Annotated in this window: 14 protein-coding genes; 11 read left to right on the top strand and 3 right to left on the bottom strand. The window is 67.2% G+C overall.

The window, feature by feature from the left end:
* Positions 1 to 4: 4 nt before the first annotated feature.
* The 11 genes from nuoN to parC all read left to right on the top strand — a co-directional run bounded on the left by nuoN (position 5) and on the right by parC (position 16,326).
* Complete coding sequence (nuoN, locus tag HLH34_RS14500; protein WP_183120301.1) at positions 5 to 1,426, top strand: NADH-quinone oxidoreductase subunit NuoN; 1,422 nt, start codon at positions 5 to 7, stop codon at positions 1,424 to 1,426.
* Positions 1,423 to 2,199: a biotin--[acetyl-CoA-carboxylase] ligase gene (locus HLH34_RS14495; protein ID WP_183120300.1), complete on the top strand. Its 777-nt coding sequence runs from the start codon at positions 1,423 to 1,425 to the stop codon at positions 2,197 to 2,199. The genes nuoN and HLH34_RS14495 overlap by 4 nt, the downstream gene beginning before the upstream one ends.
* 264 nt (positions 2,200 to 2,463) lie before the next feature.
* Positions 2,464 to 4,110, top strand: a complete 1,647-nt coding sequence (locus tag HLH34_RS14490; RefSeq protein WP_183120299.1) for a ribonuclease J — start codon at positions 2,464 to 2,466, stop codon at positions 4,108 to 4,110.
* Positions 4,111 to 4,421: 311 nt separating this feature from the next.
* Entirely contained in the window at positions 4,422 to 5,738 is a 1,317-nt protein-coding gene (gene proS / locus HLH34_RS14485; RefSeq protein ID WP_183120298.1) for a proline--tRNA ligase, read from the top strand.
* A gap of 2 nt (positions 5,739 to 5,740) precedes the next feature.
* The gene (locus tag HLH34_RS14480; RefSeq protein WP_183120297.1) at positions 5,741 to 6,988 is read left to right on the top strand and encodes a lipoprotein-releasing ABC transporter permease subunit; all 1,248 of its coding nucleotides are present in this window, start codon (positions 5,741 to 5,743) and stop codon (positions 6,986 to 6,988) included.
* On the top strand, positions 6,981 to 7,676 hold the full coding sequence (locus HLH34_RS14475; RefSeq protein WP_183120296.1) for an ABC transporter ATP-binding protein: 696 nt from the start codon (positions 6,981 to 6,983) through the stop codon (positions 7,674 to 7,676). The genes HLH34_RS14480 and HLH34_RS14475 overlap by 8 nt, the downstream gene beginning before the upstream one ends.
* Positions 7,677 to 7,790: 114 nt before the next feature.
* Positions 7,791 to 11,219, top strand: coding sequence for a DNA polymerase III subunit alpha (dnaE, locus tag HLH34_RS14470; RefSeq protein ID WP_183120295.1), 3,429 nt, complete (start codon positions 7,791 to 7,793; stop codon positions 11,217 to 11,219).
* A gap of 182 nt (positions 11,220 to 11,401) precedes the next feature.
* A complete protein-coding gene (gene rpsB / locus HLH34_RS14465) occupies positions 11,402 to 12,184 on the top strand; it encodes a 30S ribosomal protein S2 (protein WP_183120294.1) in 783 nt (260 codons plus the stop codon).
* Positions 12,185 to 12,307: 123 nt separating this feature from the next.
* Entirely contained in the window at positions 12,308 to 13,213 is a 906-nt protein-coding gene (tsf, locus tag HLH34_RS14460; RefSeq protein ID WP_183120293.1) for a translation elongation factor Ts, read from the top strand.
* A 37-nt stretch (positions 13,214 to 13,250) separates the two neighbouring features.
* Positions 13,251 to 14,015: a DNA repair protein RecO gene (gene recO / locus HLH34_RS14455; protein WP_183120292.1), complete on the top strand. Its 765-nt coding sequence runs from the start codon at positions 13,251 to 13,253 to the stop codon at positions 14,013 to 14,015.
* Between the two features lie 91 nt (positions 14,016 to 14,106).
* Entirely contained in the window at positions 14,107 to 16,326 is a 2,220-nt protein-coding gene (gene parC / locus HLH34_RS14450; RefSeq protein ID WP_183120291.1) for a DNA topoisomerase IV subunit A, read from the top strand.
* A gap of 22 nt (positions 16,327 to 16,348) precedes the next feature.
* On the opposite strand, the gene HLH34_RS14445 is transcribed toward parC, so the two are convergent.
* The 3 genes from HLH34_RS14445 to HLH34_RS14435 form a co-directional block, all read right to left on the bottom strand.
* Positions 16,349 to 17,128 carry an arginyltransferase gene (locus HLH34_RS14445; RefSeq protein ID WP_183120290.1) on the bottom strand — a complete coding sequence of 260 codons (780 nt, stop codon included), beginning with the start codon at positions 17,126 to 17,128 and terminating at the stop codon, positions 16,349 to 16,351.
* Between the two features lie 153 nt (positions 17,129 to 17,281).
* A complete protein-coding gene (gene hemB, locus HLH34_RS14440; RefSeq protein WP_183120289.1) occupies positions 17,282 to 18,277 on the bottom strand; it encodes a porphobilinogen synthase in 996 nt (331 codons plus the stop codon).
* Between the two features lie 78 nt (positions 18,278 to 18,355).
* Positions 18,356 to 19,816, bottom strand: a complete 1,461-nt coding sequence (locus HLH34_RS14435; protein ID WP_183120288.1) for an amino acid permease — start codon at positions 19,814 to 19,816, stop codon at positions 18,356 to 18,358.
* Positions 19,817 to 20,102: the final 286 nt, after the last annotated feature.

Genomic DNA, 20,102 nt, shown 5'->3' with positions numbered 1-20,102 from the left:
ATCGATGAACTGGACACTTGCCCTGCCGGAAATCGTGCTGACGGTCTGCGGCCTTGCCATTCTGGTCTACGGCGTGGTGCAGAAGGAGCAATCCTTCTTCTCCTGCTCCATGCTGACGATTGGCGCATTCCTCTTGACCGGTTTCCTGGTCCTGACGTCCACGGACGGGGTCGGGTACAACCATATCTTCGTCAATGACGATTTCTCGCGCTTCATGAAGATCCTCAGCCTGGCGGGCGGGGGACTGGCGACCATGCTGACGGTTGGCTACGCCCGCGAGATGAAGGTCGAACGGTTCGAATTTCCCGTTCTGCTGCTGTTCTCGACGCTCGGCACCATGATGATGGCGTCGTCCGAGAATCTGATGACCCTGTTCATCGGTCTGGAACTGTCGTCGCTGGCCATCTACATCCTGTGCGCCTTCGCGCGGGACGAGGTGACGGGGGCCGAGGCCGGGTTGAAGTATTTCGTCCTGGGGTCGCTGGCGTCGGGCCTGCTGCTGTACGGCATCGCGCTGGTCTACGGCTTCGCGGGGACGCTTGAATACGGCGGCATCCAGACGGCGATGAGTGCGACCTCGGCCGTGCCGATGGGCCTGATGTTCGGGATCGTCTTCATGCTGGCGGGGCTGGCCTTCAAGCTGTCGGCGGTGCCGTTCCACATGTGGACGCCCGACGTCTACCAGGGCGCGCCCAGTTCGGTGACGGCCTTCATGGCCGGCGCGCCCAAGATCGCGGCGTTCGCCCTGCTGCTGCGGGTCATGGCCGGTCCGTTCGGGCACGTCTCGCCGCAATGGCAGATCCTGGTCGAAGGGATTTCCATCGTCTCCATGCTGTTCGGTTCGCTGGCCGCCATCGCGCAGACCGACATCAAGCGGCTGATGGCCTATTCGTCGATCGGCCACATGGGCTACGCGCTGATGGGGCTGAGTGCCGGCACGGCCGAGGGCATGCGCGGCACGCTGGTCTATCTGACGACCTACCTGCTGATGAACGTGGGGGCGTTCGCGGTGATCATCGCCATGCGGCGCAAGGGGCGCGGCGTCACCGCGATCGCGGACCTGTCGGGCCTGAACAGGACCGATTCGGGACTGGCGATGGCGATGGCGATCTTCATGTTCAGCATGGCGGGCGCGCCGCCGCTGGCCGGATTTTTCGGCAAGCTGATGGTGTTCTACGCGGCAGTGAATGCCCATCTGTATGCTTTGGCGGCGATCGGCGTCGTCAGCAGCGTGATCGGGGCGTACTATTACGTGCGTATCGTTAAGGTGATGTTTTTCGACGCGGCCGCGCCGGCCTTCGACCGGCGGCCGTTGTCGCTGTCGTTCGTGTCCATCGGCATGGGGATCGCGACGACCGGCTTCCTGCTGGTGCTGGGTCCGGTCTCGACGGCGGCGCAGGCGGCGGCGGCGGCCCTGTTCAGGTGACGCCCTGGCGGCTGGAAATCTACGACGAACTGGGGTCGACGTCGGATTTGTGCCTGGAACGCGCCCATGCCGGCGAGGCCGCCGGCCTGGGCGTCCTGGCCCGGCGGCAGGTTCGCGGCCGGGGCAGCCGCGGGCGGGATTGGCAGGACCCCGGGGGCAACCTGGCCTTTTCCGTGCTGCTGCGGCCCGAGGGCGAGGGGACCTGGCCGGCCGGTCTGTGGCCCTTTATCGCCAGCCTGGCCTTTTACGACGCGCTGGCGCCCTGGATCCCCGACCCGGCCTGCCTGCGCCTGAAATGGCCCAACGATGTGCTGCTGGACGGGCGCAAGGCCGCCGGTATCCTGATCGAATCCGGAGGCGATTCCGCCCGGCGCTGGGTGGTCATCGGGTTCGGCGCCAATCTACGCGCCGCCCCCCCCATTCCCGGGCGCGATCTGGCCTGTGTCGCGGAGTATGGTCCGCCGCCCGCGCCTGAAATCGTGGCGCAGGGGATTTGCGACGGGCTGGACCGCTGGATGGCCGTTTGCGCGGGCGCGGGCTTCGCCCCGATCCGGCAGGCGTGGCTGGAACGCGCCCACCCCTTGGGGACAAGGCTTGTGGTGCGCGGGGAAAGCGGGCAGGTAGAAGGTTCGTTCGAAGGTCTCGACGCGCAGGGAATGCTCCTGCTGCGGTGTGCCGACGGGACGAGACGGATTTCAGCCGGCGAAATCCTGCTGCTGGACCGGGGGGCGATGGCGCCCCCGGCCGGCGGTGGGACAGCGGCGGCGACATAACGGCAGGTACGGTCCGGCGGCGGGCCGGGGCGCTCGTCGAGAGGATGGCCAGGACGTACCCGAACCGGTCGGGTTCGGGCGGATGGCCTCCGGCTCCGATGCGCCTCGATTGCGCCCAAGCAGGCCGATACCGATGTGATTGACCCCGAAGGGGTGTGGATTCCGGCGGGCGTATCCCATGCCCGCGATGAGTGAAGACAGGCAACGCCAGGAACCGGCAACGGCCATGGTACTGGCAGGATTCAAGGTACAGAAGGATTGGTTATGAACGATGTGAGTGATGGTCTGGCCTTTCTGCCTTTGGGCGGAACGGGCGAGATCGGCATGAATCTCAACCTCTACAGGTTGGGGTCCACCTGGCTGGCGGTGGATTGCGGTATCGGCTTCAGCGGCAACGACACGCCCGAGGCCGAGATCCTGATGCCGGACCCGGTCTTTATCGTCGAGCGCAAGAAGAGCCTCGCGGGGCTGGTGATCACCCACGCGCATGAGGATCATCTGGGGGCGGTGGCCCATCTGTGGCCGCGCCTGGGCTGCCCGGTCTATGCGACGCCCTTCGCCGCCGCCGTCCTGCGGCGCAAGCTGAGCGAGGCGCACCTGCAGCAGCAGGTGAAGATCCATGTGATTGCGCCGGGGGGGCGCTTTGACGTCGGGCCGTTCGATATCGGCTTCATCCCCGTCACCCATTCGGTGCCCGAGGCCCAGGCGCTGATCCTGCGCACGCCGCACGGCGTCGTCGTCCATACCGGCGATTGGAAGCTGGACCCCACCCCCATGGTCGGCCCGCCGACAGACACCGCCGCGTTCGAGGCGCTGGGGGATGAGGGCGTACTGGCCATGGTGTGTGACAGCACCAACGTGATGACCGAAGGCCCGTCGGCGTCCGAGGCCGATGTGCGTCGCAGCATGATCGACCTGATCGGGTCGCTGACGGGGCGGATTGCCGTAACCTGCTTCGCCAGCAACGTGGCGCGGGTGGAGACGATCGCCAAGGCCGCCCAGGCGGCGGGGCGTTCGGTGGCCATCGTCGGCCGTTCGCTGCGCAACCTCGATCTCGCGGCGCGGGAATGCGGCTATCTGTCCGACGTGCCGCCCTTCCTGTCCGAACAGGAAGCCAATTCGGTGGCGGATGATTCGGTGGTGCTGATCATCACCGGCAGCCAGGGCGAACCCCGTTCCGCCCTGTCGCGCATCGCCAGCGATACCCATCCCAACATCTCGCTGGGCCAGGGCGACACCGTCATCTACAGCAGCCGGATGATCCCGGGGAACGAGCAGGCGGTCATGCAGGTGCAGGACAACCTGACCCGGCGCGGCGTGCGGGTGCTGACCGATCGCGACCATCTGGTCCATGTGTCGGGCCATGCGACCGGCGGCGACGTGCGCCGCCTGTTCGACCTGGTGCGGCCGCGCTATGCGGTGCCGGTGCATGGCGAATGGCGCCATCTGACGGCCAACGCCGCCATCGCGCGCGAAAAGGGCGTGACGCCGATCCTGCTGGAAGACGGCGATATCCTGAACCTGTCGCCGGGCGCGGTCGAGGTGGTGGACACTGCGCCGACCGGCCGCCTGGTGCTGGATGGCGGGCGCCTGCTGCCGATGAACGGCGGCGTGCTGGCGGCCCGCAGGCGCATGCTGTTCAACGGCATGGTCATCGGCAGTTTCGCGGTGGATGACGAAGGCTATCTGATCGGCGACCCCAAGGTCAGCGCGCCCGGCCTGCTGGACCCCGAGGACCCGGAAACCGCCCGCATGACCGAGGAATTCGGCGACGCGCTGGACGAGATCCCCGATGAGCTGCGCCGGGACGACACCACGTTCCGCGAGGCCGCGAAGACTGCCCTGCGCCGCGCGCTGGGGCGTAAATTGCAGAAGCGCCCGCTGGTCGACGTTCACCTGCTGCGCGTCTGACGGGCCCGACAGGATTACGGCAGAAAAGGCGTTTGCCCTTTCTGCCGTTCCCGGACGTTTTTCCCTAAACCCGGCAGATCCTGACAACCGGATTGGACGGGTGGGACTGTAGGAGTCCGGGTCGGGCCTGTCACCTGCTTCACGGACTTGTTGAACGTGCCGGACCGGGGTTTGGGCTTCACAGTTCGTTGTGCATAACGGGACCGTCATGGACAGGCCGGCGTGGCGATCATCCGGGTTCTGTCGTATTCGTCTTTTCCTGCTCTACGATTCGTCCGGCGATGGGCCGGTTTTTCGAGGTTGATAACGGCATGCGTCTGTCCCGTGGCTTCCTGCCTACTCTCAAGGAGAATCCTGCCGAGGCGCAGATCATCTCCCACCGTCTGATGCTGCGGGCCGGCCTGGTGCGCCAGACGTCGGCGGGGATCTATGCCTGGCTGCCGGCCGGGTGGCGGGTGCTGCAGAACATCGCCCGGATCGTGCGCGAGGAGCAGGACGCCATCGGGGCGCAGGAACTGCTGATGCCCACGATCCAGCCGGCGGAATTGTGGAAGCGGTCGGGCCGTTACGACGCCTATGGGCCCGAGATGCTGCGCATCCAGGACCGGCACGAGCGCGACCTGCTGTACGGACCGACCAACGAGGAGATGATCACCGATCTGTTCGGCCAGGTCGTCAAATCGTACCGCGAACTGCCGCAGGTGCTGTACCACATCCAGTGGAAGTTCCGTGACGAGGTCCGCCCCCGTTTCGGCGTGATGCGCGGCCGCGAATTCTACATGAAGGACGCCTACAGCTTCGATGTCGATTATGCCTCGGCGGTCGATACCTACCGGCGGATGATGCTGGCCTATCTGCGGACCTTCCAGCGGCTGGGCGTCAAGGCGATCCCGATGGTGGCCGATACCGGCCCGATCGGCGGCGAACTGAGCCATGAATTCCTGATCCTGGCGCCCACTGGTGAAAGCGGCGTGTTCTTCGACGGCGCGTTCGAGGACCAGGACTGGCTGTCCGAACCGGTGGATATCGCCGACCGCGAATCGCTGGATGCGTTCTTCACGCGCATGACCTCGTTCTATGCCGCGACGGACGAGAAGCATGACGAAGCCGGCTGGACCAACGTCCCGACGGAACGCCGGCGCGAGGGCAGGGGCATCGAGGTCGGCCACATCTTCCATTTCGGCCGCAAATACACCGAATCGATGGACATCACGGTCAGCGGCCCCGACGGCGCGCCGCTCTATCCCGAGATGGGGTCGTACGGCATCGGCGTGTCGCGGCTGGTCGCCGCGATCATCGAGGCCAGCCACGACGAGAACGGGATCATCTGGCCGGACAGCGTGGCGCCGTTCCGGGCGGCCATCCTGAACCTGAAGACCGGCGATACCGCCTGCGATGCGATCTGCGAGACGCTGTATGCGGCGGCGCCGGGCGCGTTCCTGTATGACGACCGGGCCGAGCGCGCGGGCGTGAAATTCGCCGACGCCGACCTGATGGGCCACCCGTGGCAGATCATCGTCGGCCCGCGCGGCGCCAAGGAAGGCAAGGTGGAACTGAAGCGCCGGCAGGGCGGCGAGCGGTTCGAACTGACGGTGGACGAGGCGATCGCCCGCGTGACCGCGGCCTGACGATGTTTGGTCCGTTCGAACGGGCGGTGGCCGGCCGGTACCTGCGCGCGCGCAAGGGGGAACGGTTCGTCTCGGTGATCGCCATCTTCTCGCTGATCGGCATTGCGCTGGGGGTGGCGACGCTGATCATCGTCATGTCGGTGATGAACGGCTTCAAGGCCGACCTGATGGGCCGGATCCTGGGGCTGAACGGCGATCTGAGCGTCTTCGGCGTGACGCGGACCATCCAGAATTACGACGATCTGGCGGCCACGGTGCGTCAGGTCCCCGGCGTGGTGACCGCCACCCCGCTGATCGAGGGGCAGGTGCTGCTGAATTCCGGTTCGTACAATACCGGCGGCCTGGTCCGGGGCATGACCCCGCAGGGATTGCGCGACCTGCACGAAATCAGCAACTCGCTGGTGGCGGGTTCGCTGGATGGCTACCAGGGCAATGATGCCATCGTCATCGGCGTGACCCTGGCCGAACGGGCCGGCCTGTCGGTGGGATCGAAGCTGACGTTGGTATCGCCGAACGGGGCGGCGACCGCATTCGGCACCGTGCCGCGCGTGCGGGCCTATCATGTGGTGGCGATCTTCGACGCGGGCATGAACGATTACAATGCCGGCTACGTCTTCCTGCCGTTGCCGGCCGCGCAGATCTATTTCGAGATGCCGGACCAGGTCACGCAGATCCAGGTTACCACCCGCGATGCGACCAACGTGCAGCCGATCCGCATGGAGATCGAACGCGCGCTGGGGGATGCCCGGCTGCGGGTGCTGGATTGGACGCAGACCAACAACGCCTTCTTCGGCGCGGTGCAGGTGGAACAGAACGTGCTGTTCCTGATCCTGACCCTGATCATCCTGGTCGCGGCGTTCAACGTCATTTCGTCGCTGATCATGATGGTGAAGGACAAGACCGGCGACATTGCCGTGCTACGCACCATTGGCGCCAGCCGGGGGGCGATCATGCGTATCTTCCTGATGTGCGGGGCTTCGGTGGGGGTGACGGGCACCGCGGCGGGCACGGCGCTGGGCATCGCCTTCAGCCTGAATATCGAGCGCATCCGCCAGGTACTGCAATCGCTGACCGGCACCAACCTGTTCAATCCCGAGATCTATTACCTCGAGCATCTGCCGTCGAAGCTGATCTGGTCGCAGGTGTTCGAGGTCATCGTGATGGCGCTGGTCCTGTCGCTTCTGGCCACGCTCTATCCGTCCTGGCGCGCGGCGCGGACCGACCCCGTGGAGGCCCTGCGTCATGAGTAAGACGGTGGCCCCCCTGATTCTGGACGGTGTGGAACGCACATTCCGCAGCGGGGATGAGACGCTGGAGGTGCTGCGGGGCGTGGATCTGGAACTGCGCGCCGGCGAGATCGTGGCCCTGGTCGCGCCGTCGGGCACCGGCAAATCCACCCTGCTGCACCTGGCCGGCCTGCTGGAAGCGCCGGATCGCGGTCGGGTCGTGGTGGGCGGCGAGGAAGCCGGGCGCCTGGGCGACGGCGAGCGGACGGCCATCCGGCGCCGGCAGATCGGGTTCGTCTACCAGTTCCATCATCTGCTGCCCGAATTCACGGCGCGGGAAAACGTGATGCTGCCGCAGATGATCGCGGGCGTACGCCGTGCCGACGCGCGGGTGCGGGCCGATGCGCTGCTGGGCTCGTTCGGGCTGGCGCACCGGCTGGACCATCTGCCCGGCCGGCTGTCGGGCGGCGAAAAGCAGCGCGTGGCCATCGCGCGCGCGCTGGCCAATCGCCCCGGCATCCTGCTGGCCGACGAACCGACCGGCAACTTGGACGTCCACACGTCCGACGCGGTGTTCGATGAACTGCTGCGGATGGTGCGGGGCGAGGGCGTTGCGGCGCTGATCGCCACCCACAATGCCGTGCTGGCGGCCCGCATGGACCGGGTGGTGACCCTGCACGACGGCCGGCTGGTGGAGATTTCGCCCGACTGACGACCGGGGTCCAGGGCCTCAGGCCCTGGTGGGTTCGGGCAACGCCCGACCTGTCCTGCCCGGACAGGGCGGAGAATCGGCGCGGGACGGACCAGGTCGTGATACAATGACGACATGTCCCATGCCGATTTCGTCCATCTTCGCATCCATTCCGCCTACTCCCTGAGCCAGGGGGCGATCCGGGTTGCCGACATCGCGGCGCTGGCGCAGCAGATGCGGATGCCGGCGGCCGCGATCACCGATACCGGCAATCTGTTCGGGGCGCTGGAATTCTCGCAATATTGCTCGGGCAAGGGGGTGCAGCCGATTATCGGCTGCCAGGTCGGCCTGCCGCCCCGCTGCGACAAGCCGGGCCAGCCGGCCGAGCCGGTGGTGCTGCTGGCGCAGGACGATGTCGGGCTGCTGAACCTGCAATTCCTGTCCTCGTCGGGATTTCTGCAAGGGGACACGGCGGAACCGACCGTGCCGCTGGACCTGCTGTGCGAACGCGCCGAAGGGCTGATCCTGCTGACGGGCGGCACGCGCGGCCCGCTGTTTCGCATGCTGGCCGAGGGGCAGGAGAACGAGGCCGCCCGGCTGCTGGACCGCCTGCACGAATCCTTCGGCGACCGGCTGGTGGTGGAACTGCACCGTCACGGGCTGCCCGTCGAACGCGCGGTGGAACCGGGGATGATCGCGCTGGCCGACCGTCGAGGTCTGCCGCTGGTCGCCACCAACGAATGCTTCTTCCCCCGGCCGGACATGTACGAGGCGCATGACGCCCTGCTGTGCATCGCGCAGGGCCGCACGATGGCCGAGCGCGATCGCTGGCGGGTGACGCACGAACATTGGTTCAAGCCGCCCGAGGCGATGCGCGCGCTGTTCGCCGACCTGCCCGAGGCATGCGACAATACGCTGGCCATCGCCCGGCGGTGTGCGGTGCGGGTGGAAACGCGCAAGCCACTGCTGCCGGTCTGCCCCAAGGTGGAACCCGGCGCGACCGAGGAGGAAACCCTGCGCGCCATGGCGATCGCGGGACTCGATCAGCGGTTGCGGCGGCTGAACCCGGATGACGACACCCGGCGGCTCTATCAGGAGCGGCTGACGTTCGAGCTGGATATCATCGCGAAGATGGGGTTCCCCGGCTATTTCATGATCGTGGCCGACTTTATCCAGTGGGCGAAGGCGCATGACATTCCGGTGGGGCCGGGGCGCGGGTCGGGCGCCGGGTCGCTGGCGGCGTGGGCGCTGACGATCACCGATATCGACCCGATTCCCTTCAACCTGCTGTTCGAGCGGTTCCTGAACCCCGAACGTGTGTCGATGCCCGATTTCGACATCGATTTCTGCCAGGACCGGCGGGACGAGGTGATCCGCTATGTCCGGGGCGAATATGGCCCCGATCGGGTGGCGCAGATCATCACCTTCGGAAAATTGCAGGCCCGCGCCGCCGTGCGCGACGTCGGCCGCGTGCTGGGCCTGCCGTTCGGCATGGTCAACAAGGTTGCGGAACTGATCCCGAACAATCCGGCCAAGCCGGTGACGCTGAAGCAGGCCATCGACGGCGAACCGCGCCTGCAGGAAATGCGCGACACCGACGAGGCGCTGCGCCGGCTGATGGAAATCGGCCTGCAGTTGGAAGGTCTGTATCGCCACGCCAGCACCCATGCCGCCGGCGTGGTGATCGGCGACCGGCAACTGGTCGACCTGGTGCCGCTCTATCGCGATCCCAAGAGCGACATGCTGGTCACCCAGTACAACATGAAGTTCGTCGAGCAGGCGGGCCTGGTGAAGTTCGACTTCCTGGGGCTGACGACGCTGACCATCCTGCAACGGGCGGTCCAGTTCCTGAAGGGGCTGGACGTGACGGTCGATCTGTCGATGCTGCCGCTGGACGACGCCCTGACGTACGAGATGCTGGCGCGCGGCGACACCGGCGGCGTGTTCCAGTTCGAAGGCGCGGGGATGCGCGATGTCCTGAAGCAGATGCGCCCGACGCGGCTGGAGGATCTGATCGCCGCGGTGGCGCTCTACCGCCCCGGCCCGATGGCCAATATTCCCGATTATTGCCGCCGCAAGCATGGCGAGGCGTGGGAGCCCCCGCACGAGGAAATCCGCGACATCCTGTCCGAGACCTACGGCATCATGGTCTATCAGGAACAGGTGATGCAGATCGCCCAGAAGATGGCGGGCTACAGCCTGGGTGGCGCCGACCTGCTGCGCCGCGCGATGGGCAAGAAGATCCGTGCCGAGATGGACACCCAGCGCGAGATCTTCACCGAGGGCGCGGTGGGGCGCGGCATCGACCGCGACAAGGCGGTCGAAGTGTTCGACCTGATGGCCAAGTTCGCCGACTACGGGTTCAACAAATCCCACGCCGCCGCCTATGCGCTGGTGTCGTATCAGACGGCGTGGATGAAGGCGAACCACCCCGTGGCCTTCCTGGCGGCGTGCATGTCGCTGGCCCGTGAAAAGACCGACAAGCTGGCTGCCCTGCGGCAGGAGGCCGAGCGCCTGGGCATTGCCGTCCTGCCGCCGGACATCAATGCGTCGGGGCCGGATTTCACCGTCGAACGGCGGCCGGACGGCACGCTGGGCATCCGCTACGCGCTGGCGGCGGTCAAGAAGGTGGGGTTCTCGGCGATGGAGGCGCTAGTCGTGGCGCGGGGCGCGCGGCCTTTCACCGACCTGGCCGACCTGGCGGCGCGCGTGGACCCGCGCCAGTTGAACAAGATGCAGATCGAGAATCTGGCCAAGGCCGGGGCGTTCGACACCATGGTGCCCAATCGCGCGCTGGTGGCGGCGGCGGCCGAGACCGTCCTGCGGCGGGCGAACGCCCAGGCGCAGGAGGCCGCCAGCGGACAGATCGGCCTGTTCGGCGGCGGCGGCGCTACCCCGGCGGCCGAGCCCCTGCGCCTGCCCGCCGTTTCCGATTGGCCGGAATTCGAGCGTCTGGGCATGGAGGCCGAGGCCATCGGCTTCCATCTGACGGCTCATCCACTGGATTCCTACGGCCCGCTGATGCGCCGCCTGGGCGCCGTGCGCGCGACCGGGCTGGAGGCCGCGGCCCAGGCGGGCCTGACGCGGGTGAAGATCGCGGGCTGCGTGGTGGACCGCAAGGAACGCCCGACCCGCACCGGCAGCAAGATGGCCTGGGTCCGCCTGTCGGACGCCAGCGGCGGGTGCGAGGTCACGTTCTTCTCCGAGGTCCTGTCCCGCTCGCGCGAGGTGCTGACGGCCGGTAATGCCGTGCTGGTGACGGCGGACCTGCGCCTGGACGGCGAGGCGCTGCGCATCACCGCCAGCGACGTGGTGGGGTTGGAACAGGCGGCGGCCGACGCCGCCGCCGAGCTGCGCATCTGGTTCGACCGCGAGGACGCCCTGACCCCGATCCAGGCCATCCTGGCCGAGGAGCGGGGCGGGCGGGGGAAGATCGTCCTGCTGCCGTCGGTCGCCGAGACGCGCGATGTCGAGGTGACGCTGAGCGGCGCCTACCGGGTGACGCCGCGCATCGCCCACATGATCCGCGCCGTCGAGGGCGTGGGCAGGGTGGAGCAGAGATAGCGCCCGCCGCCCGCACGGGGCGGTTTTCGGCCCTCGGCGCTTGCATTGCGCGGGAAAAATCGTCATATCCACGCCCGTCGGTCGCAGGGCCGGCAATTCGCACGTGAAGCAGTGCCTCTGGTGTCCCGTACGGGACCGGCGCTTCACGGAGGACCAACCAGAAGACAAGGATTTGGCCGATCATGGCTATGCCCGATTTCACGATGCGCCAGCTGCTCGAGGCCGGCGTTCATTTCGGACACCACACCCGCCGCTGGAACCCGCGCATGGCGCCGTTCCTGTTCGGGGTCCGCAACCAGGTTCACATCATCGACCTGCAGCAGACGGTGCCGATGCTGGACCGCGCGCTGAAGGCGATCCGCGACACCGTCGCCGGTGGCGGGCGCGTGCTGTTCGTCGGCACCAAGCGCGCCGCCGCCGACCAGATCGCCGAGGCGGCGAAGCGGTCGGGCCAGTATTACGTCAACCACCGCTGGCTGGGCGGCATGCTGACCAACTGGAAGACCATCACGGGCTCGATCAAGCGCCTGCGCCAGATCGACGACATGCTGGGCGGTGACACCCACGGGCTGACCAAGAAGGAAGTCCTGGACATCACCCGCAACCGCGAGAAGCTGGAGCGTTCGCTGGGCGGCATCAAGGAGATGGGCGGCCTGCCGGACATCCTGTTCGTGATCGACACGAACAAGGAGAAGCTGGCGGTCGAGGAAGCCAACAAGCTGGGCATTCCGGTCGTGGCGGTCCTGGACAGCAACTCCGACCCGCGCGGCGTGACCTTCCCGATCCCGGGCAATGACGACGCGATCCGCGCCATCGCCCTGTATTGCGAACTGGTGTCGGGTGCGGTGCTGGACGGCATTTCGGCCGAGCTGGGCGCGTCGGGCCAGGATTTCGGCGGCGCCGAGGAACTGCCGATCGACACGGTGGCCGAGGCCGCCGCGGCCGAGCCCGCCCCCGCGGCCTGAGGATAAAGGCCCCCTGGCCGTCCCGGACCTGTCCGGGTGGCGTGTGGGGGCCGACGGTGACAGATGCAAGGACGCGCCCTGCCGGCATGGCAGGGCGCGTGCCTGCCTTGAGGAGTGACTGATATGGCGGAGATTACCGCAGCCCTGGTGAAGGAACTTCGCGAGAAGACCGGCGCCGGCATGATGGATTGCAAGAAGGCCCTGAACGAGGCCGCCGGCGAAATCGAAGGCGCGATCGACTGGCTGCGCACGAAGGGCCTGGCCGCCGCGGCGAAGAAGTCCGGCCGCGTGACGGCCGAGGGCCTGATCGGCGTGGCCTCCGGCCCGCAGGCCGCGGCCATGGTCGAGGTGAACGCCGAGACCGATTTCGTCGCCCGTAACGAAAGCTTCCAGAATTTCGTCGAAGCCGTGGCCAAGGCTGCCCTGGTGGCCGGCGAGGACATCGAGCAGATCAAGGCCGTGGTGCTGGACAGCGGCCGCACGGTCGCCGACGAGATCACGCACCTGATCGCCACGATCGGCGAGAACATGTCGATCCGCCGCGCCCGCGTGCTGCGTGTGCCCTCGGGCGTCGTCGCCAGCTACATCCATTCGGCGGTTCGTCCGGGCCTGGGCAAGATCGGCGTCCTGGCCGCCATCGAGGCCCCGACCGAGGACGAGGCGCTGCTGACGCTGGGCCGTCAGGTCGGCATGCATGTCGCCGCGACCCGTCCCGCCGCGCTGGACGTCGACAGCGTCGACCCCGCATTGCTGGAGCGCGAGCGTGCCGTCTTGATCGAGCAGGCCCGCGCCTCGGGCAAGCCCGAGGCGATCATCGAGAAGATGGTCGAAGGCCGTGTCCGCAAGTTCTACGAGGAAGTCGTCCTTCTGGAACAGGTCTGGGTGCATGACGGCGAGAGCCGCGTCCGCAAGGTCGTCGAGAAGGCCGGCGCCAAGCTGGCGGCGTTCGACCGCTTCCAGCTCGGCGAAGGCATCGAGAAGGAAGAAAACGACTTCGCGGCCGAGGTCGCCAAGGCTGCCGGCGTCTGATCGCTAGCGCCAGTCTGAACGGGGCGGGGCTTTCCTGATGGAATGGGAAGCGCCCGCCCTTGTGCTTTCTGCCGCCCCGTACGGCGAAAGCAGTGCGATCATTCACCTGCTGACCGAGGAACACGGGGTGTTCCACGGGCTGGCACGCGGTGGCACGGCCCGGGCGAACCGGGCGCTGTGGCAGCCGGGAAACCTGGTCTCGGCCGTCTGGCGGGGACGCCTGGCGGACCAGCTGGGCGCGCTGTCGGCGGAACTGGTGCATGGATCAGCGGCGCGGCTGCTGTCCGCGCCGCTGGCGCTGGCCATGCTGGCCTCGGCCTGCGCGGTGGCCGACGGCAGCCTGCCGGAACGCGAGCCCTGTCCCCGGATCTTTCATCTGCTGACCCAATTCCTCAGCCTGATCAGCCTGGACCCCGAACTGGCGTCGTGGGGCGGCATGGCGGCGTTGCTGCGCTGGGAGGCCAGCCTGCTGACCGACCTGGGGTATGGCATGGATTTGTCGGCCTGCGCGGTCACCGGGCAGGCGGACGGGCTGGCCTGGGTATCGCCACGCACCGGCCGGGCGGTCTGCGACTCCGGGGCCGGGGCGTGGAAAGCACGGCTTCTGCGTCTGCCGCCGCTGTTTCTCGACCCATCGGACCCCGGCACGGTGCGCGACTGGCGGGACGGCCTGCGCCTGACCGGGCATTTTCTGGCGCGCGACGCCTTCGGCCAGCATCATCGCGGCCTGCCGCCGGCACGGCTGCGGCTGGTCGACCTGGTGGACGCCCTGCCGGATAAGGATACCGCCGGCGGCGGCTGAGCCCCCGGTTGGACAACGGCGTTCTTTCCGTGTCCGAGCGATGGACAAATCCGGTCTTTTCTCTATCTGTTCCCCTGACGGGAGGACATGCATGTCAGTGGATACCAGCGGTCATATCGAGGAAACCAGGCTCGCCGACGCCTTGAGCGAGCGGTATCTGGCCTATGCGATGTCCACCATCATGTCGCGGTCGCTGCCGGATGTGCGCGACGGGCTGAAGCCCGTGCACCGGCGGATGATCTACGCCATGCGGCAGTTGCGGCTGGACCCGTCGTCGGGGTTCAAGAAATGCGCCCGCGTGGTCGGCGACGTCATCGGTAAGTACCATCCGCATGGCGATGCCTCGGTCTACGAGGCGCTGGTGCGCCTGGCGCAGGATTTCGCCGTCCGCTATCCGCTGGTCGAGGGCCAGGGCAATTTCGGGTCGATTGACGGCGATAACGCGGCGGCGATGCGCTATACCGAAGCCCGGATGACCGCGGTCGCCCAAGCCCTGCTGGAGGGAATCGACGACGATTCGGTCGATTTCCGTCCCACCTACGATGGCGAGGAGCAGGAGCCGGTCGTCCTGCCGTCGGCCTTCCCGAACCTGCTGGCGAACGGGGCGGCGGGGATTGCCGTCGGCATGGCCACCAGCATTCCGCCCCACAATGTCGGCGAGATCTGTGCTGCGGCGATGCTGCTGATCCGCAAGCCGCAGGCGTCGGTCGCGGAACTGATGGACCTGATGCCCGGCCCGGATTTTCCGACGGGCGGGCTGATCGTCGAGGACCGTGCGACCCTGTTGCAGGCGTATGAGACCGGGCGCGGCAGCCTGCGCATCCGGGCCCGCTGGGCGGTCGAGCAGGGCCGTTTCGGCACCTGGCAGATCGTGATCACGGAAATTCCCTACCAGGTCCAGAAATCGCGCCTGATCGAACAGATCGCGGACCTGATGGAACAGAAGAAGCTGCCGCTTCTGGGCGACATCCGCGACGAGAGCACCACCGATATCCGCCTGGTGCTGGAACCGAAATCGCGCGGGGTGGAACCCGAAGTGCTGATGGAGACGCTGTTCCGCGCCACCCCGCTGGAAAGCCGGTTCGGCCTGAACATGAACGTGCTGGGCGCGGACCGGGTGCCCGGCGTGCGCAGCCTGCGCGAGGTGCTGCAGGCGTGGCTGGATCACCGGCACGAGGTACTGCAACGGCGCAGCCGCCATCGCCTGCAATCGGTCGATCGCCGGCTGGAGATTTTGGACGGGTTTCTGGCGGTCTATCTGAATCTGGACGAGGTCATCCGCATCGTCCGCGAGGAGGACGATGCGAAGGCCAGCCTGATGGCCGCGTTTTCCCTGACCGAATTGCAGGCCGATTCGATCCTGAATATGCGCCTGCGCAGCCTCCGCCGGCTGGAGGAGTTGGAAATCCGCAAGGAGCACGCCGCGCTCGCGGCCGAACGCGCGGATCTGACGGCATTGCTGGACAGCGACGCGCTGCGCTGGAGCCGGATTGCTGATGAAATCAAGGCGATCCGCAAGGCGTTCGGCACCGGCCCGCTGGGCAAGCGGCGCAGCGAACTGGCCGAACCCCCGCGTGCGGTTGACGTGTCGGTCGTCGAGGCCGTGGATCGCGAGCCCCTGACCCTGATCCTGTCGGCGCGGGGCTGGGTGAAGACCGTGCGTGGGCATGGCATCGACCCGGCGGCGCAGAAATTCAAGGAAGGCGACGGGTTCCGCCTGTCGGTGGAATGCCAGTCCACCGACAGGCTGTGCTTCTTCGCGACCGACGGGCGGGCATTCACCTTGCGCGCCGCCGACCTGCCGCGCGGGCGCGGCGATGGGCAGCCGATCCGTCTGCTGGTCGAATTGTCGAACGACGAGGATATCGTGGCGGTCTTCCCGGTGCAGGAGGGCGCGCGCCACCTGCTGGTGTCCAGCGCCGGACGCGGCCTGCTGGTCCGGGACGAGGACATGGTGGCCGAAAAGCGGACGGGCAAGCAGGTCCTCAACCTCAAGGACGCCGAGAGCGCACGGCTGTGCCTGCCGGCCGACGGGGACCATGTCCTGGTCATCGGGCAGAACCGGCGGATGCTGGTTTTCCCGATCGACCAGTTGCCGGAAATGACGCGCGGCCTGGGTGTGGCCCTGCAGAAATACAAGGAAGGCAGCCTGCAGGACGCCTGCGTCCTGTCGTCGGAAGGCGGCGTCGCCTGGCCCGATCCGGCGCGGGTGCGGCCGTTTGCCGATTTCCGGGATTATCTGGGCAAGCGCGCGGACGCCGGCCGGACCGCGCCCGCCTGGGCGACCCGGAAGCCGCGGCCGAAAGGCTAGGCCGAACCGGTATTCGGGGCCGTCATTCGGGGAAGGAGATCGGAAAGCGGGTCATCCCGCTTCCGTCCTGCGGCGCCTCATGTCCGTCCAGCGGGACCCAGGCGCCGCGAAACAGGATTTCGGCCGGGCGGAACCGCGCCTTGTAGGCCATCTTGGCGCTGTCGCGGATCCAGTAGCCCAGATACAGGTACGGCAGCCCCATGCGGCGCGTGTGGTCGATGAGGTACATGATGGCGTAGGCCCCCAGCGAGCGGGCCTCGAGGGTGGGATCGAAGAAGCTGTAGACGGCCGACAGCCCGTCATCCAGCCGGTCGATCAGGCTGACGCAGACCAGTTGGTCCTCGGGCGTGCGGAACTCGATCATCAGCGTGTCGATGGGCGTGTCCTCGATCATCGCGCGATAATCGTAGAAATTCATCGCCGCCATGTCGCCTTCCGCGTGGCGGGCGAACTGGTAGCGCTGGAACAGGGTGAACTGTTCGGTCGTGGCGTGGGCCGGGACCTCGAACCCTTCGATCATCATGTTGCGGCGCAGGGTGCGACGCTGCGTCCGGTCGGGCGCGAAGCGCGTCACCGGCACGCGGATGGGGACGCATGCGCTGCAGGACGGGCAGACCGGGGCATAGGCAATGGTGTGGCTGCGGCGAAAACCTGCCCGCGACAGGCGGTTATGCAGCCGTTCGGCGTCCGGACCGCCGATATCGGTGACCACCTTGCGCTCCATCCGGCCCGCGACATAGGGGCACGGCATCGGGGCGGTCGTGTAGAAAAGCTGCGGACGACGCGGCGATGTATAGGTCATACGCCTCCTCGACGGGATTCAGCGCCCCTGGGGCCGATGGCGATGCGGGCCGGTCGCGCCCGGCCCCATCGGCATTGATGGTAACGGTACCTCGGAAAGTTTGCATTACAATCCGCCGCCCAGGCGAGGATTTGTGACGTCCGCGTAAGGCCGTCAGCCGTCGCGCAGCAGACGCGCGGCTTCGACGGCGAAATAGGTCAGCACGCCGCTGGCCCCCGCGCGGCGGAAGGCCAGCAGGCTTTCCAGAATCGCGCGGTCGCGGTCCAGCCAGCCATTCTGCATTGCCGCCGCCAGCATCGCGTATTCGCCCGACACCTGGTACGCGAAGGTAGGGACGGCGAAGTGTTCGTGGACGCGGCGGATGATGTCCAGATAAGGCATGCCGGGCTTGACCATGACCATGTCGGCGCCTTCGGCCAGGTCCTGGGCGACCTCGCGCAGGGCTTCGTCGCTGTTGGCCGGGTCCATCTGGTAGGTCTTCTTGTCGCCCTTCAGCAGCCCGCCCGATCCCAGGGCGTCGCGGAAGGGGCCGTAGAACGCGCTGGCATATTTTGCGGCATAGGACATGATCCGCGTGCCGGTCAGTCCCTGTTCGTCCAGGTCGCCGCGGATGGCGCCGATCCGGCCGTCCATCATGTCGGACGGCGCGATGATGTCGATGCCGGCGGCGGCCTGGTTGACCGCCTGGCGGGACAGGACCTCGACCGATTCGTCGTTGACCACATAGCCGTCGCGGATCAGCCCGTCATGGCCGTGGTCGGTATAGGGGTCCAGCGCCACGTCCCCGATCAGGCCCATGTCCGGAAATTCGCGCTTCAGCAGGCGCGCGGCGCGGCACATCAGATTGTCGGGGTTCATCGCCTCGGTGCCCGCCGCGTCGCGCAACTCGGTCGGCGTGATCGGAAACAGCGCAAGTGCCGGGATGCCCAGCGCGGCCGCGGGTTCGACATGGGCGGCAAGGCGGTCCAGCGTCACCCGGCGCACGCCGGGCATCGACGCGACCTCGGTCACCGTGTCGGTGCCTTCCATGACGAAGATCGGCCAGATCAGATTGTCGACGCCCAGCGTCGTTTCCGCGACCAGGCGACGGGTGAAATGGTCCTGGCGGTTGCGGCGCAGGCGGGTGGCGGGAAAGCGGCCGAGCGTCATGAAAGCGAACTCCGGAAATGACGCCCGGCAGTATGGACCCCCTTTGCCGGTCCCGCCAGATCGTGAAGGGGGGAGCGCCTACGCGTCCCGGGCCAGGATGCTGTTGCGCTTGCTGTATCCGAAATAGATCGCCATGCCGACGACCAGCCAGACCACCAGCCGCACCCAGGTCAGCCGGTCCAGCGACCCCATGACCGTCAGGCAGGACAGGATTCCCAGGACCGGGATCACCGCGCCGCCGGGCACGCGGAAGCGGCGTTCCGCGTCCGGGGCGCTGCGGCGCAGGAACATCACGCCGGCGCAGACGATGACGAAGGCCAGCAGGGTTCCGATCGACGTCATGTGCGCCAGCTGGTCGATCGGCAGGAAGGCGGCAAGCGAGCCGGTGACGACCATGAACAGAAGGTTGGAATACCACGGCGTCCGCCAGGTCGGGTGCACCTGCGAGAACATGCGCGGCAGCAGCCCGTCGCGCGACATGGCGTAGAACACGCGGCTCTGGCCCATCAGCAGCACCAGCAGGACCGAGGTGAAGCCGCAGATGATGCCGATCTTCACCGCCAGCTTCAGCCAGCCGAACGGGGTCTGGTCGATGGCGGTGGCGACGGGGGCGGCGTCGCCCAGCATGTCCTTGTAGTTCACCAGGCCCGTCAGCACGAACGAGAACGAGACATAGGCCAGCGTGCAGATCAGCAGGCTGCCCAGGATGCCGATGGGCATGTCGCGGGACGGGTTGCGCGCTTCCTGCGCCGCGGTCGAGACGGCGTCGAAGCCGACATAGGCGAAGAAGATGGTGCCTGCCGCCCGCATGATGCCCGACAGGCCGAAATGGCCGAATTCGCCGGTATTGGGCGGGATGAAGGGAACGTAGTTCGCCGTCTTGATATAGGGGATGCCAAAGGCGATCACGGCGACGATGATCGCCAGCTTGACCATGACGATGACGCTGTTGACCTTCGCCGATTCCGAGATGCCGCGGATCAGCAGGATCGACACCGCGCAGATGATGAAGGCCGCCGGCATGTTCATGATGCCCGTGACGTGGCTGCCGTCGGGCAGCGCCACCGTCTCGAACGGCGAGGCGAGAAGCCGGGGGGGCAGGGAAATGCCCCATCCGCCCAGCAGCGAGGTAACGTAGCGCGACCAGCTGACCGAAACCGCCGCGGCGCCCACCGCGTATTCCAGGACCAGGTCCCAGCCGATGGTCCAGGCCACTATCTCGCCCAGCGCGATATAGGCGTATGTATAGGCGCTGCCGGCGACGGGGATCATGCTGGCCAGTTCGCTGTAGCACAGCCCGGCGAAGCCGCAGGCGATGGCCGCCACGACATACGACAGGACGACGGCGGGGCCGGCGTTCTCGGACGCGGCGATGCCGGTCAGCGAGAACAGGCCGGCCCCGATCGTGGCGCCGATTCCCAGTGCGATGAGGCTGCCTGGGCCGAGGACGCGCCGCAGCCCGTGCGAGTCGGTAGAGGTGTCGATTCGTTTACGGCGAAGCAGGGAGGGGTTAGGCGTGGTCATCGGCTGCTGCGCCATGCATAGCGTCTCCTGAAAGGCAATTTCCGTGAACCGGGCGAGGGGCCGGGCATCGCTGTGTGGTCTCGCCGACCCGGAGACGCTAGAATGCGCGAAATCACAATGACGCATGTGCAAGGGCCATTGGAGATCTTCCGGTGATCTGGATGCGGCGTTGGACGAACTGGAGAATATAACGATGCCGGACCAGATGAGCCAGAGCGGGCTGCACGCCTTTTTTCGATCGACGCTTGCCGAGCGCGATCCCGATGTGGCGGCGATGATCGGGGGCGAGCTTGAGCGCCAG

The organism is Gluconacetobacter azotocaptans (assembly GCF_014174355.1).
GTDB classification, from domain to species: domain Bacteria; phylum Pseudomonadota; class Alphaproteobacteria; order Acetobacterales; family Acetobacteraceae; genus Gluconacetobacter; species Gluconacetobacter azotocaptans.
This window is presented reverse-complemented; position numbering and strand designations above follow the sequence as displayed.

Excerpts from the sequence above, each read along its gene's own strand:
- HLH34_RS14445 (WP_183120290.1), bottom strand. The coding sequence starts at position 17,128 with ATGACCTATACATCGCCGCGTCGTCCGCAGCTTTTCTACACGACCGCC.
- HLH34_RS14475 (WP_183120296.1), top strand. The coding sequence starts at position 6,981 with ATGAGTAAGACGGTGGCCCCCCTGATTCTGGACGGTGTGGAACGCACA.
- HLH34_RS14490 (WP_183120299.1), top strand. The coding sequence starts at position 2,464 with ATGAACGATGTGAGTGATGGTCTGGCCTTTCTGCCTTTGGGCGGAACG.
- nuoN (WP_183120301.1), top strand. The coding sequence starts at position 5 with ATGAACTGGACACTTGCCCTGCCGGAAATCGTGCTGACGGTCTGCGGC.
- parC (WP_183120291.1), top strand. The coding sequence starts at position 14,107 with ATGTCAGTGGATACCAGCGGTCATATCGAGGAAACCAGGCTCGCCGAC.
- HLH34_RS14480 (WP_183120297.1), top strand. The coding sequence starts at position 5,741 with ATGTTTGGTCCGTTCGAACGGGCGGTGGCCGGCCGGTACCTGCGCGCG.
- tsf (WP_183120293.1), top strand. The coding sequence starts at position 12,308 with ATGGCGGAGATTACCGCAGCCCTGGTGAAGGAACTTCGCGAGAAGACC.
- hemB (WP_183120289.1), bottom strand. The coding sequence starts at position 18,277 with ATGACGCTCGGCCGCTTTCCCGCCACCCGCCTGCGCCGCAACCGCCAG.
- dnaE (WP_183120295.1), top strand. The coding sequence starts at position 7,791 with ATGTCCCATGCCGATTTCGTCCATCTTCGCATCCATTCCGCCTACTCC.
- HLH34_RS14435 (WP_183120288.1), bottom strand. The coding sequence starts at position 19,816 with ATGGCGCAGCAGCCGATGACCACGCCTAACCCCTCCCTGCTTCGCCGT.
- proS (WP_183120298.1), top strand. The coding sequence starts at position 4,422 with ATGCGTCTGTCCCGTGGCTTCCTGCCTACTCTCAAGGAGAATCCTGCC.
- recO (WP_183120292.1), top strand. The coding sequence starts at position 13,251 with ATGGAATGGGAAGCGCCCGCCCTTGTGCTTTCTGCCGCCCCGTACGGC.
- rpsB (WP_183120294.1), top strand. The coding sequence starts at position 11,402 with ATGGCTATGCCCGATTTCACGATGCGCCAGCTGCTCGAGGCCGGCGTT.